The organism is Paenibacillus arenosi (genome assembly GCF_014841135.1).
In the GTDB taxonomy this organism is placed as follows: domain Bacteria; phylum Bacillota; class Bacilli; order Paenibacillales; family Paenibacillaceae; genus Paenibacillus_B; species Paenibacillus_B arenosi.
The window spans coordinates 142,554-155,783 of the sequence record NZ_JACYTN010000007.1 but is presented as its reverse complement, the minus strand read 5'-3'; the positions used below and the strand labels follow the sequence as shown (position 1 = coordinate 155,783).

The 13,230-nt window shown below is 45.4% G+C and carries 12 protein-coding genes, 1 pseudogene and 1 other annotated feature; of the genes and pseudogenes, 1 reads left to right on the top strand and 12 read right to left on the bottom strand.

Annotated features, from left to right (window positions below; all coding sequences use genetic code 11):
- Window positions 1–61 precede the first annotated feature (61 nt).
- Together IFO66_RS12145 and IFO66_RS12140 are read right to left on the bottom strand one after the other, a co-directional pair.
- On the bottom strand, window positions 62–592 hold the full coding sequence (locus tag IFO66_RS12145; RefSeq protein WP_192025396.1) for a deoxycytidylate deaminase: 531 nt from the start codon (window positions 590–592) through the stop codon (window positions 62–64).
- Between the two features lie 145 nt (window positions 593–737).
- On the bottom strand, window positions 738–1,430 hold the full coding sequence (locus IFO66_RS12140; protein ID WP_192025395.1) for a ComEA family DNA-binding protein: 693 nt from the start codon (window positions 1,428–1,430) through the stop codon (window positions 738–740).
- A gap of 113 nt (window positions 1,431–1,543) precedes the next feature.
- Here IFO66_RS12140 and comER point away from each other — a divergent pair, with 113 nt between their 5' ends.
- Window positions 1,544–2,368, top strand: coding sequence for a late competence protein ComER (comER, locus tag IFO66_RS12135; RefSeq protein WP_192025394.1), 825 nt, complete (start codon window positions 1,544–1,546; stop codon window positions 2,366–2,368).
- 9 nt (window positions 2,369–2,377) lie between these two features.
- Here comER and leuS read toward each other — a convergent pair whose 3' ends face one another.
- The 10 genes and pseudogenes from leuS to yqeH form a co-directional block, all read right to left on the bottom strand.
- Window positions 2,378–4,819 (bottom strand): leucine--tRNA ligase, encoded by a 2,442-nt coding sequence (gene leuS / locus IFO66_RS12130; protein WP_192025393.1) that lies wholly within the window; start codon window positions 4,817–4,819, stop codon window positions 2,378–2,380.
- A 103-nt stretch (window positions 4,820–4,922) separates the two neighbouring features.
- Window positions 4,923–5,179 (bottom strand) — a binding site (T-box leader).
- Window positions 5,180–5,286: 107 nt separating this feature from the next.
- A complete protein-coding gene (locus tag IFO66_RS12125; RefSeq protein WP_192025392.1) occupies window positions 5,287–6,558 on the bottom strand; it encodes a hypothetical protein in 1,272 nt (423 codons plus the stop codon).
- 398 nt (window positions 6,559–6,956) lie between these two features.
- A complete protein-coding gene (locus IFO66_RS12120) occupies window positions 6,957–7,715 on the bottom strand; it encodes a class I SAM-dependent DNA methyltransferase (protein WP_192025391.1) in 759 nt (252 codons plus the stop codon).
- 379 nt (window positions 7,716–8,094) lie between these two features.
- Window positions 8,095–8,964 (bottom strand): annotated as a pseudogene (locus IFO66_RS12115) (CvfB family protein); the annotation flags it as partial.
- Window positions 8,961–9,308 carry a ribosome silencing factor gene (gene rsfS / locus IFO66_RS12110; protein ID WP_192025389.1) on the bottom strand — a complete coding sequence of 116 codons (348 nt, stop codon included), beginning with the start codon at window positions 9,306–9,308 and terminating at the stop codon, window positions 8,961–8,963. The gene rsfS and the pseudogene IFO66_RS12115, both read right to left, overlap by 4 nt.
- 101 nt (window positions 9,309–9,409) lie before the next feature.
- Window positions 9,410–9,997 carry a bis(5'-nucleosyl)-tetraphosphatase (symmetrical) YqeK gene (gene yqeK, locus IFO66_RS12105; RefSeq protein ID WP_192025388.1) on the bottom strand — a complete coding sequence of 196 codons (588 nt, stop codon included), beginning with the start codon at window positions 9,995–9,997 and terminating at the stop codon, window positions 9,410–9,412.
- A complete protein-coding gene (locus tag IFO66_RS12100; protein ID WP_192025387.1) occupies window positions 9,978–10,589 on the bottom strand; it encodes a nicotinate-nucleotide adenylyltransferase in 612 nt (203 codons plus the stop codon). Before IFO66_RS12100 ends, yqeK begins: the two co-directional genes overlap by 20 nt.
- Window positions 10,590–10,645: 56 nt before the next feature.
- Window positions 10,646–10,945, bottom strand: a complete 300-nt coding sequence (gene yhbY, locus IFO66_RS12095; RefSeq protein ID WP_028595919.1) for a ribosome assembly RNA-binding protein YhbY — start codon at window positions 10,943–10,945, stop codon at window positions 10,646–10,648.
- A gap of 210 nt (window positions 10,946–11,155) precedes the next feature.
- Window positions 11,156–12,046 carry a shikimate dehydrogenase gene (gene aroE, locus IFO66_RS12090; protein WP_192025386.1) on the bottom strand — a complete coding sequence of 297 codons (891 nt, stop codon included), beginning with the start codon at window positions 12,044–12,046 and terminating at the stop codon, window positions 11,156–11,158.
- Between the two features lie 65 nt (window positions 12,047–12,111).
- Window positions 12,112–13,227 carry a ribosome biogenesis GTPase YqeH gene (gene yqeH, locus IFO66_RS12085; RefSeq protein ID WP_192025385.1) on the bottom strand — a complete coding sequence of 372 codons (1,116 nt, stop codon included), beginning with the start codon at window positions 13,225–13,227 and terminating at the stop codon, window positions 12,112–12,114.
- Between the last annotated feature and the right edge of the window lie 3 nt (window positions 13,228–13,230).

The following is a 13,230-nucleotide window of genomic DNA, read 5'->3' as shown; positions in this document are numbered from 1 at the left end:
GCTGCCAACTACGTAAATGTAACGATTTACGAATGGCCGCAAGGTTCTTCCTTAACATAACCTACATATGTTCTTTTTGTATTTCCTCAACCGCTTGCTGCGGGGGATCATACTGCAACAGCTGACGGAATACAATTCCTCTTTGCTCCATCATCCGTGAAACTTTCTCGGTGTCCTTTAAATAAGGGCGATGGAACACAATCTCCGTCACACCACTATTCGTTAGCATATTCGCACATGTCCAGCAAGGTTGATCCGTTACATAGACAGTAGAGCCTTCACGGTCGATACGGTCAGTAAACAATAGCAAATTTTGCTCCGCGTGAATCGTACGAATACAGCGCTGCTTCTTCACCATTTCCTCACTGCCATCCGCTTGATGCACAACCTCATACTGCTCTACAATCATACACCCTTCCTCACTGCAATCTGGCACCCCCATAGGTGCCCCATTATAAGCCGTCCCAAGCAATTTCTTGCCTTGGACAAGCACTGCACCAACATGTCTGCGCGGGCAGCGAGACCGTGTAGAAACCATATATGCGATATCCATAAAATACGTATCCCAATCTTTGCGTTTCGTTGCCGTCATGATGTTACCCCTTCTCTACCCACACTATGTTTGAATTACATCCTATTTTAAAATGGCGGATTAAGAGATGCAACCTCTTCTGTCATATAAAAGAAATGGATTTGCAGCGTTTACAGTCAACCCGCAACTTCTCGCAACACACAATTTAGTCCACTGTAAGCTTGTCTTTCATCTTCTTAAACATTTTAGGACCAATACCTTTAACCTTCATTACCTCTTCAATTGAGTTAAACTTTCCATGCTGCTCGCGATAAGCAACAATTGCTTTAGCTTTGGAGGGACCAACGCCTGGCAGCTCGTCAAGCTGCTGCTCATTTGCACGATTTAAAGAAATAAGCTGGCTCTGCTGTTCTGCTGCTATCTCAGTCGCATTAGTAGGAACATTGTTCGTATTCGATGCTGCTGCAGCTATTTTTTTATTTTCTTTAGTAAGGCCTTCACTTGCTTCATGCTGATTGTGCGGTTGCTTCGTTGTGTGCGAATTCGTTACTTGAGCTTGATTATTCGTGTCTGTTTGTTCATTGCGTTTATCTCCTTGCTGCCGATCCCCTCCCACCCCCTTCGAGCTGCTGTTTCTGTTCTCATTTACTTGCGCAGCTTTATTCGGATCGCTAGTAGGAAGATTAACTTCTCTTTTGTTAGGTTCACGGTCAGACGAAGTACTGCTCTCAGTCTCCAGCAGTTGAGACACTTGATTATTGATGGGTTTCCATCCCTCTGTCGCACCTCCAAGCTGAGGACGAAGCCACATAAAAGCAAATAAGACGATACCAATAACACCAACCATTACGACAATCATCCAAGATACAAGTGAAGCCTGCTTGCGATTAGCAGACATAAACATTCCCCCAATATTATTGATGCGGTATAGTGGTCAACTAGTCGTTCATATAGTGATTTAAAGCGTTGCATAACGGCCCGTGTACGGTCGAAAGAAGGGAGGACGTCCACGTGAAGGTCGGATTCATAGGAACGGGCAGCATGGGCTCTATATTAATCGAAGCCTTTATACAATCGGGCGTATTGGAGTCAAAGCAAGTTGTCGTAACAAATCGCACAATCGCGAAGGCACAGCGTTTAGCCGAAAAGTATCCGGGACTGCATGCTACTGCAAATGTAGCAGAAACGACGCGACTTAGTCATATCGTATTTATATGTGTGAAGCCGCTTGAGTTCAAAAATGTGGTGAACGAGATTGCCAAAGTTGTCACACCGGATCAACTCGTTGTTTCCATCACTAGCCCGATACTGATCGAGCAGTTAGAGAGCAGCCTGTCTTGCAAAGTAGCAAAAATTATTCCGAGTATTGCAAATTATGTACAGAGTGGTGCTTCCATCTGTATGTATGGTTCCCGTATTGGGACAGAAGATCGGTTGCTGCTGGAGCAGTTGATGATATCGATTAGCCAGCCGATTGTCATATCGGAGCAGCACACACGAATTACAAGTGATATTTGCAGTTGTGGACCCGCATTTTTAGCGTTATTTGTACAGAAATGGATTGATGCAGCGGTAGAACGTACAGGAATTGATTATTCTGAGGCTACGAGGTTGGCTTGCGAAATGGTACTTGGTACCGGCAAGCTTTTAACCGAAGGGAAATTGACGCCTGAACAGCTGCAGCAGCGAGTTGCAGTACCCGGCGGCATAACCGCCGAAGCACTGCACTTGCTACAGCATAAGTTAGATGGTGTATTCCATCAACTTATTGATGTTACACATGGCAAATTCCAAGAGGACTTGGAAAAAGTAAAAACGTCATGGTCAGAGACCTAACACTTAACATTAGCCAACTACGATATTAACTAGGCGACCTTTAACAGCGATCACTTTGCGTACTGTCTTGCCCGCAATTGCGGCTTGGACATTCGCAGACTGCATCGCTGTTTCTTGTGTAGTGGCTTCATCCGCGTCTGCAGCTACTTTTAGACGCTCAACGATCTTGCCGTTCACTTGAACAACGATCTCAACTTCTGCATCAACCGTAAGACGCTCATCATACGTCGGCCATGCCACATACGAGATCGTACCATTGAAGCCCATACGCTCCCATAGCTCTTCCGCGATATGCGGTGCCAAAGGAGACAACAATTGAATAAAGTTCTCCATTGCTTTGCGTGGCAATGTTTCTTGCTTATAAGCATCATTGATGAAGATCATCATTTGGCTAATTGCTGTATTGAAACGCAATGCCTCTGTGTCTTCTGTTACTTTTTTAACTGTTTTGTGCCATACGCGAACGAATGCATCGTCACCTTGCTCATCTACAATTTTCGGATTCAATTGATTGTCCTCCGTAATGAACAAGCGCCAAATACGGCTCAAGAAGCGGTACATACCTTCAACACCATTTGTATTCCAAGGCTTTGTTGCTTCCAAAGGACCCATGAACATTTCATACATACGAAGTGTATCTGCACCATACTCGTTCACAATTTCATCAGGATTGATGACATTTCCGCGAGACTTGGACATCTTCTCACCGTTCGTACCAAGAATCATACCTTGGTTAACGAGCTTGTAGAATGGCTCCTTCGTTTCAACTACACCGATATCGTACAATACTTTGTGCCAGAAGCGAGCATAGAGCAAGTGAAGTACCGCATGCTCAGCTCCACCAATGTACAAGTCTACAGGCAACCATTTGCTTTGTTTTTCTTTGGAACAAATCTCATCATTGTTCTTCGGATCAATGAAGCGTAGGTAGTACCAGCAGCTGCCTGCCCATTGCGGCATCGTATTTGTCTCACGACGTGCTTTCATGCCTGTCTCAGGATCAATCGTCTCTACCCAATCGGTTACATTTGCAAGTGGTGACTCGCCTGTACCAGAAGGACGAATTTGATCTACATCCGGCAGCATAAGCGGAAGCTCCGATTCAGGAACTGTCTTCATTGTGCCATCTTCTAGATGGATGATCGGAATTGGCTCTCCCCAATAACGCTGACGGCTAAACAACCAGTCACGCAGACGGTACGTTACTTTACCTTGACCTACGCCTTTTTCTTGCAACCATTCGATCATACGTGCGATTGCCGCTTCGTTCTCAAGACCGTTCAAGAAGTCAGAGTTAACATGAGCTCCGTCACCTGCGTATGCTTCCTTCGTCACATCGCCACCGGATACAACTTCGATAATCGGTAGCTCGAATTGCTTCGCGAATTCCCAATCACGCTCATCGTGACCTGGAACAGCCATAATTGCACCTGTACCATAGCCAGCCAATACATAGTCAGCAATCCAAATCGGTGCTTGAGCTCCGTTTACAGGGTTAATCGCATATGCACCTGTAAATACGCCGGACTTTTCTTTTGCCAAGTCTGTACGCTCAAGGTCGCTCTTACGAGCAGCTTGTTCTTGATAAGCTTTCACAGCTTCACGCTGTGCGTCTGTCGTAAGCTTCTCCACCAATGCATGCTCTGGAGCCAATACGCAGTATGTCGCACCGAACAATGTATCAGGACGAGTTGTAAACACAACAAGCGCTTCATCCTGGTGCCCGTCAATCGCGAAGCGAACTTCCGCACCTGTTGACTTACCTACCCAGTGACGCTGCATATCTTTGATGCTTTCTGGCCAATCCAACTCTTCCAAATCTTCAAGCAAACGCTCTGCATACTCGGTAATTTTCAAAACCCATTGACGCATCGGTTTACGAACAACCGGGTGGTTACCACGCTCAGACAAGCCATCGATAACTTCCTCATTCGCAAGTACCGTGCCCAATGCAGGACACCAGTTAACTGCCACTTCGTCTACGTAAGCAAGACCTTTATTATACAATTGGATAAAAATCCACTGTGTCCACTTGTAGTATTCTGGATCTGTTGTGCTAATCTCACGATCCCAATCGTAAGAGAAGCCAAGAGACTTAATTTGACGACGGAAATTGTTAATGTTCTTTACCGTTATATCACGTGGATGCTCACCTGTGTCCAGAGCATGCTGCTCCGCAGGAAGACCGAATGCATCCCATCCCATCGGATGAAGAACATTGTATCCGCGCATACGCTTAAAGCGGGAAATAATATCTGTAGCCGTGTAGCCTTCTGGATGACCTACATGGAGGCCCGAACCGGAAGGGTATGGGAACATGTCTAGTGCATAAAACTTCGGCAAATCATCGTTATCCGATGTAGCGAAAGTCTTATGCTCGTCCCAGTATTTCTGCCACTTCGGCTCAAGTTGCTGTGGTTGATAACCAACCTTCTGTTGTTCTGTACTCATTGATACTTTGCCTCCTCCAACGGTCTTGTAAGGTTTCACATGAATGAAGCGGCCGGATCATTGCTCAAACCAGCAAAAAAACCTCCCATCCCTAGCGTCAATCGCTAGGGACGAGAGGTTATATATTCCCGCGGTACCACCCTAGTTAGCGTCAGACATGCTTTGTCTGCTGCTCACTTGTATGCTCTTAACGCGAGCATCACGCTGCGACCTAGCTGCCAGCTCTGCAAATGCAGAACAGGTCAATTCGTTAGTCGCATGACTCCGAGGTGAGTTCCCTACTGTGCACACCGGCTCGCACCTTCCGCCGGCTCTCTGAAGTACTCTCAGCTAGCTACTATTCCTCTTCACCGTCATCCATGTATTCCATTGTTCAGCCGTTGTTCGATAATTAAATTTATCATATGAAAAAAAGCGAACATTGTCAATGTATGACACGATTAGGCTGCCGTTACTCTACCTCTCGCCTACAAAGCATCTAATGAAACGACTTCCCCGCTACCAGCATTCACGGCGTATTGACAGTCTAATTTTGCATATAAGATATATTGTTTTTGTTCAAAGTCATAGACATAGCAAGGTGTAAGTTCAAACCATTCTAATATGTTAGTAAATGCTTCTTCTTTTGTGATCGATACTTTATTAGCTACTTTAAATTGGCCGAAAATGTCTAGCATCGGTTCGTTATCCATGTAATTTACCGCTCGATAGCTCTGTGAATCAATTATAATCATTAATTTCCTTTGAAATACACGCTTCACCTGATTATTCATTTTTAAAATTGCATAGATATGCCCTTGATCACGATGCAACGTTTTGACCATCCATTGTTCTGAATCATTTGGATATTGCTGTCGTAATAAGTCCTTTACTGCCACTAAACATTTCGCCTGCTCTTCTGCTGTGATTGGAAATGAATCAGGACTTGGTTCACTTAATAATGCTTGTTCCCATGTTACTTCTTCCATCCAACTAACTTCTTGCCTCTCAAATGGTGTATCAATCGGATCATCCCAGCACAAAGTCTTGTCTATTTTCAAATAAGACCTTGTATCCGAAAAAACTTCAAATGGAATCGTTGTCTTTCCATCATTCTGGACAAAAATCTCTTCTATCGCATAAACAGGAACTAATGTTTCCTCTGTTATAGAGGGAAATTCAATCAATTTCAATTGTTCCATTGCCAAATGCTTTATTTTATCAAGTGAAAGGGTATACGACTCTTCTCTAATCATTGCTTTAGGAGGAAATTGCCCGTGCACAGAGAAAAAGACTAGTTTTCCTTCCTCGTTACATGTTACTTGAATCGACCCCGATGGGGAAACAGCAACGCCATGGATACATTCTTTGAAGTGGAAATCCAATTCTTCTTCTTTATGCAATTGAAATTGTTCCCCATACACTAGCCCTGTTTCATCTTCAATCCATTTAATAATAGTATTGCAACTCACATCATCGAACATAACCCCATCTGTTGCGTAGGTCTTCCCTCTGACAAAAATGGCACTCAAAACCTTACGATCATGAACATTTATCTCAATAACTGCTGTACCTTCCGGGTTGGAATCATCATCCTCTTGTTTAGTAACATGTTTAGGAAACCATTCCATGCTTAATGTGTATACGGTATCGTTGAACATATTTACTTTTCGATAAAGGCTATATCGTTCTAAACGATAGTTCCCTAATCCAAATTTCTCATTTGTTAAATCAATTAGTTCTTGTATTTTTTTGTCCACTGCCTCGTCACCTCTGTTTGTTTACGTTAAGAACATTTACAACCTTGCTATCTGAGTGATTAGACCTCACAAGAAAATGGACGCTCATGTCGTATAAATATCACTGGGCAGCGCACCTCGTCCCACTTGACTTGGCTTAGTTTCATCACTTAACCTATTCGATCTTTGGAAAGATACTCCTTTGTTTACACCTGAACACCTTATCACTACAATGGAATAGATTTATGAAATCTGTGAAATTGAGCAAACGTTCTAGTTGTTATAATTCAATGGTACTATTAGCTATGCAAAAAAGCCCGGCATCTGAGCCGGGCTTTTACCTTATTACACTACACCAAAAGAAAATCTGCAACAATTAAAGAAAAGAAACCATATTGACGGTTTCTAATAGCCGTTACTTACAGACGCACAGCTGTAAAGAACAACCTCATGCTCTCTTCATTAGCCGATTGCCACGCGAAGTCTGCAAACACTTCAATTTGACCGAAGCCTGCATCCTTTAGCATTTCGATCACTGTCTCTGTGTCATAGGCGCGTTGAACGTGAACCTCATCAATTCGATGATAACGGTCACTACCCTCATCCTGAACGAAAATAGCTAGGTCATGCTCAATGAGTTGCTGCTCCCTATCATAGTCACAGTGCCACATATAAGCTATGTCCTGCTCATCGAGTGTAAACGGCTGTTCCTGCTCATATTGTTCAAATTGACGTGCATGGTGCATATCGAACATGAACAACCCGCCAGAACGCAAATTTCTCGCTGTATGCTCAAATACTGACCTTACATCATCGAGCTCTGTGATGTAGTTGATGCAGTCGCAAAAAGAAAAAACAGCATCGGCAGGCTCAGGAATAGACCACGAACGCATATCTTGACATACCCATTGAATCTTATCCCCCACACGTCCGTGTGCATCCGACTTTTCACGAGCCATCGTTAACATCGTCTCTGAAAGATCGATTCCGATGACCTCAGCCGCCTCTTTGGCAAGCGGAAGAGTAAGTGAGCCTGTACCACAACCTAGATCTACGATTCGTGTGGGACGTATCTGATAGCGCTCAAGCGCTTCCTTCGCCATTCGCTGCCACTCGTCATACGGCATATCGGCCATCAGCCGATCGTAGACAAGTGCAAATGATTCGTAAGCGTTCATGCTGCTCCCCTCCAATCGTTAGCGGTTAGCGCTAGCCTCGCGCTTAACGATCTGACTTAGGCTTATTTTGATCCGCCCATGCCGAACGATTGGTAGACGGAGAAGGTCTTGATGCAGAACGCTGTTGACCGAAGGAAGAATTCGCTCCGTGTCCTGTGCCAGCTCCTGCACGATGCTGCCTGTCGCTTGGCTTCGTACTGCCACTGCGTTGACCACGCTCGCCTTGCTGCGCTCGATCAGAAGCAAACGGCTTACGTGGAGCGCCACCTTGACCTGCCTTGCCACGAGGAGCTTGCGAAGCAGGAGCAGGGCGCTTAGGCTGCGATGGCATCATGCTTAGCATATGCATCGCGTCTTCAATGCTCGTAGCTTCTCCGCTCTCTGTCAGCTTCGTCCAGCTGCCTTCTTGCACGATAAGTCCAGCCTTCATCAAACGACCCATTGCACGCTTGAAGGATGACTTACTCGTGTTGAAACGCTGCTTAACGACATCTGCTGGAGTCTCGTCAGAATAAGGCATTGCCCCATTGGAACGTTCTTTGATCAGCTTGTACAGCTTCTCTGCATCTTGATCCATGCCAACTTCTTTGCGCTCCGCCAACGTTACATTTACACGACCGTCCTCACGCACATGAGAAATACGGACGCGAACACGTTCGCCAATTCGAAGCGCCGTTGGACGTTGAGATTGATGGAGAAGTCCGATCGCACCGAATCCAAGCAATCCACCTTGAATGACGAAAAATGTTCCCATTTTCAAAGCACGATACACAATCGCATCTTGCCACGTATTCATCCAAGTTGTAGGCGCATGGAACACCAATGGTGCCAAATCTTCCTCAGTAGCAAGCTTAGCCATTAAGCGGCCATATTTATCATGAATCATCTTCACATAAACCGAATCGCCCACTTCAGGATAAAGCGGCTCAAAATCAGGAAGCTCAAACTTCGGCAGCAACAATTGTCTACCGATGCCGATCTCAAGGAAATATCCATAACGAGTATGATCAGCCACTTTCACCAAGCCAACTTCGTTTAAAGTTAACGCAGGGCGCTTCATCGTTGATGCAAGACGATCTTCAGTATCGAAGAAAAGGAACACATCCAGCTCTTCTTCAATATGAATCTCGCGCGTTAATTCAGTATAGTGCAAAATAACGTCATGCTCTTCATCCGTTAAAAAATAACCGAATGGGGACACTTCTCGTGCCACACGCAATCGTTGAATCGTACCAGCTGTTAATGTCATGCTAGCTCCACAACTTTCGCATCAGACCACAACTTCTCCAAGTTGTAGAATTCGCGTTCCTCACGATGGAATACGTGTACAACAATATCTCCAAGATCCACAAGTACCCAGCGAGCAGAATTAAGCCCTTCTGTACCACGAACAGCTACTCCTGCTTCATGTGCCGTTTTACGAATTTCGTTCGTAATCGCTTGTACTTGTGTATCGGAATTACCATGACAAATTACGAAATAATCCGCGATCAAAGAAATTCCTTTCAAATCTAGCGCGACGATATCCATCGCTTTCTTATCTTCTGCAGCATGTACTGTTTTTTCAAGCAATTGTTCAATTGTCAAATTCATTAGTTAGCCTCCTGGTAATTACTTTCATTCTATATTTTTTGTACAAACGCTATTCCCCGTTGGCGCGTCCTCTGCGGCTCATACCTTGAGGCATTACACCATTAGTTCACGGCAGCGCCTGCTTGAATTTCTTCTATTAAGGCATTGCGTGCATCTATCGTTAGCGGATAAATACGCGCTCCCTTCTCGAGCAGGAACGAAATCGTGCTGTCCAATCCAGCAAGCAGCGCCTTCTCCAAGCTCTGCTTCGACAGCTCACGAATCCGATCCACACCTGGAAAATTACGTCCTGGTTCCATGTAGTCAGCTAGACAAATCACTTTATCCAACATCGTCATCTGCACACGTCCAGAAGTATGGTATCGGATGGCATCCAATATTTCCACATCGGCCACACCGTAATCACGCTCCGCAACAACCGCTCCCACCGGAGCATGCCACAATACTTTATCATGATGAAGGAGATCGCTCGGCTGCTGCTGCTCACGAATAACCTGTTCCATTTTGGACGTGGGCCAGTATTTGGCTACATCATGCAGCAGTGCTGCCAAGTCCGCCTTAACCGGATCTACTCCGTATTGTTCAGCAAGCTGTACAGCGGTTGTCATCACTCCAGCTGTATGATTCCACCTAGAAGCCGGCATCTGGGAACGAACCGCTTCCATCAGCTCATCGCGAGTCAGTTTCATACAATTCCCACCTCTTCACGTATTGCTCCACCGTATCCGGTACGAGGAAGCGAATGGACCTTCCTTCTTTGCGACGCTTACGAATATTCGTTGAGGAAATATCAAGTTGAGGCATAGCCACTTCAATGATTCGCTGCTGCCATGCTGGCGGTAGCGCTTCAATCGTCCATGATGATCCAGGCCTTTGTAGGCCAATGAAGTGGATCGTACTCATCAATTCCTCAATGGCATGCCATCTAGGCAAATAATCCACCATATCGCCGCCGATGATCCAGTACCAGTTCACATTTGGATATTGGGCCTGTAGCCCTTGCACCGTATCCCATGTATACGAAACGCCGCCTTGTTCTAATTCCCATGTACTAGCATGAAAATGATCGACAGAGGCGACAGCGAGCTCGACCATCTGCAAACGATACTCTTGGCTTGCTTCAGGCTGCCTCGTCTTGTGAGGTGGAACATGCGTCGGCATAAACCATACTTCATCCAGCCCCGCTGCCTCGTAGGCTGCTTCCGCTGCAAGCAAATGACCGAGATGAATCGGGTCAAATGTTCCTCCCATAATTCCAATACGCTTTGCGGCAACCTGCATCACCAAGCCCCCTAGCTTTTCCATTCTATTTCACACAATTAACGTGTTTTGTCTAATTATTTGGACTTAGGCAATTCAATTTGCTTCTTATCCTTAGACTCCTTGTACAATACAATCGTCTTGCCGATAACTTGTACAAGTTCTGCACCAGATTGTTTGGACAACTCGTCACCAATCTCGAAGCGATCTTCCAAGCAGTTATTTAAGATCGAAATTTTAATAAGTTCACGCGTTTCAATTGCTTCTTCAATATGGCGAATAAGCTGATCGTTTACGCCGCCTTTACCAACTTGAAAAATAGGTTGTAGATTATGAGCTAGAGAACGCAAATAGCGCTTTTGTTTACCTGTTAACATGAATGTTATTCATCCTTCCTGTTGTCACTGCCTAATATACTCCTTATCCTACAAACTAGGATAAGCTATGCCTTCATTCCGCACGTGATTATCCACTCTTTACGAAATGAAAACGTTGAACAGCAAGCTATATTTCGTATACTCACTGTAAGAAGGCTGTCCTAAATGGGACAACCTTCATCTTTATACCATATTTAGATACGAGTCAAATCATTTGCCCAGCGTATCATAGACGGTCTGTCTCATCAATGCCGTCGGAGCTGGCTGCTGCGTCCACAGCTCAAATGCAATGGCTCCCTGATACACAAACATACCTAAGCCTTCATGAACCGTTGCTCCTAGCTGTTCTGCTGATTGAAGCAACTTGGTGCGAAGCGGATTGTAAATAATGTCACTCACAACCATATGCTGTCTAAGCCATGAGCCTGCAACGGGGGATTCATCCACATTCGGATGCATACCAACTGAAGTTGTCTGAATGACCACATTTACTTCGTCTGGATGTAAATCTGGAATCCCTTCGTCGATGCCAATGGGGAACACGGTCCCAAACTTCGCTAAGTCCTCAGCAAGCTGAATCGCTCGATCCTGCGTTCGATTAGCTACATACAACTTGTGACAGCCTTCTCTCAACAGCGCATAGGCGATTCCGCGTGCCGCTCCCCCTGCACCGATAATAAGGATCGAGGCAGAAGATACATCAACACCAGACTCTTCCTTTAACGATCGCACATATCCAAGTCCGTCCGTATTGTAACCGATTAATGTCCCGTTGTCATTCACAATTGTATTAACCGCTCCGCTTGCGCTTGCACTCTCATCCAGTTGGTCCAGATAGTGTATGACTTGCTCTTTATGAGGAATCGTAACGTTCATTCCCTTGATTCCTAAAGCGCGCATACCGGCAATGGCTTGCTCCAATTGCTCCGAAGGCACTTGAAAAGCAGTGTATACACCATCCCAATGGCAAGCCTGCAAAGCAGCGTTGTGCATAAGCGGTGATTTGGACTGTCTTATCGGATCTCCTATAACGGCAAGCAGCTGCGTGTTGCTCGATATAAGGAATGTGCTAACAGTACTCACCACAGTCGGCGTTACCATCTTTATCTCCAACTCCTTCACCCGAATTGAATCGTGTGTCTGGTTGCGATATCGGGAGTGCTATTTTAGATTAGTGCAGGTCGTGTAATGACCTTAACTCCTTTAGGTACGTGGATGTTTATAATCGCACCTTCTTTGCCGTTACAGCGAATCCAGCCTAAGCCAGATACAAATACATCTGTCGCACTGCCACGATTAATTCGAAGCTGGTGCTTCGTCCATGCCGGAATATCAGCAAGACGTTCCTTCGTTGGCGGAGCAAGCATATCACCCGCGTGCTGCTCGTACAATTCATCTGCACGATCCAGCTTTGTACGATGGATTGGCATTGCATTGGATACGTAGCACGTGAAGGATTGACGTTCCCCTTCCACAAAGTCCATGCGAGCAAAAGCACCGAAGAATAACGTTTGGCCATCATTCAATTGATACACTTTCGGCTTAAGCTCCTTGTCCGGCAGCAACGTTCCAAGGTCTTCTCTAGCCACTAGCTCTGTCAAACGGTGCGAATAAACGATACCTGGTGTATCCACGATATGCTTGCCATCATCCAATGGGATGTTCACCATATCCAACGTTGTCCCTGGATAACGGGACGTAGTCAATTCTCGTTCCATATCGCTGTAATCGTTAATAAGGCGGTTAATAAGTGTAGACTTACCTACATTCGTTGCACCAACCACATACACGTCACGATTGCCCCGATAGTTACCCACCTGATCCAACAAGCGTTCGAAACCTAGATTGCGCTTCGCACTTACTAAAATAACGTCCACAATACGAATGCCATGCTCTTTTGCTTGACGCTGTACCCAGTTCGTCAAACGGTTCCAGTTCGTTGACTTCGGCAGCAAATCAATTTTGTTAACAACGAGCAGCACAGGATTATTCCCTACGAAACGCTGCAAACCCGAAATTAAGCTTCCATCGAAATCGAACAAATCAACGATGTGAATGACAACTGCATCCTCTTGCCCAATTCGGCTCAGCATACGAAGGAAATCATCATTGTTCATCGTTACGCTCATTGCTTCATTATAGTTTTTGATACGGAAACAGCGCTGGCAAATAACTGGCGTCCGCTCCAATGCTTGCTGCGGCAAATAGCCGAGCTCTGCTGGCTTGTCCGTTTGCAGCTTAACCCCACAACCGCTGCACTGCTGTATCGTTTCGTTACCCATTGA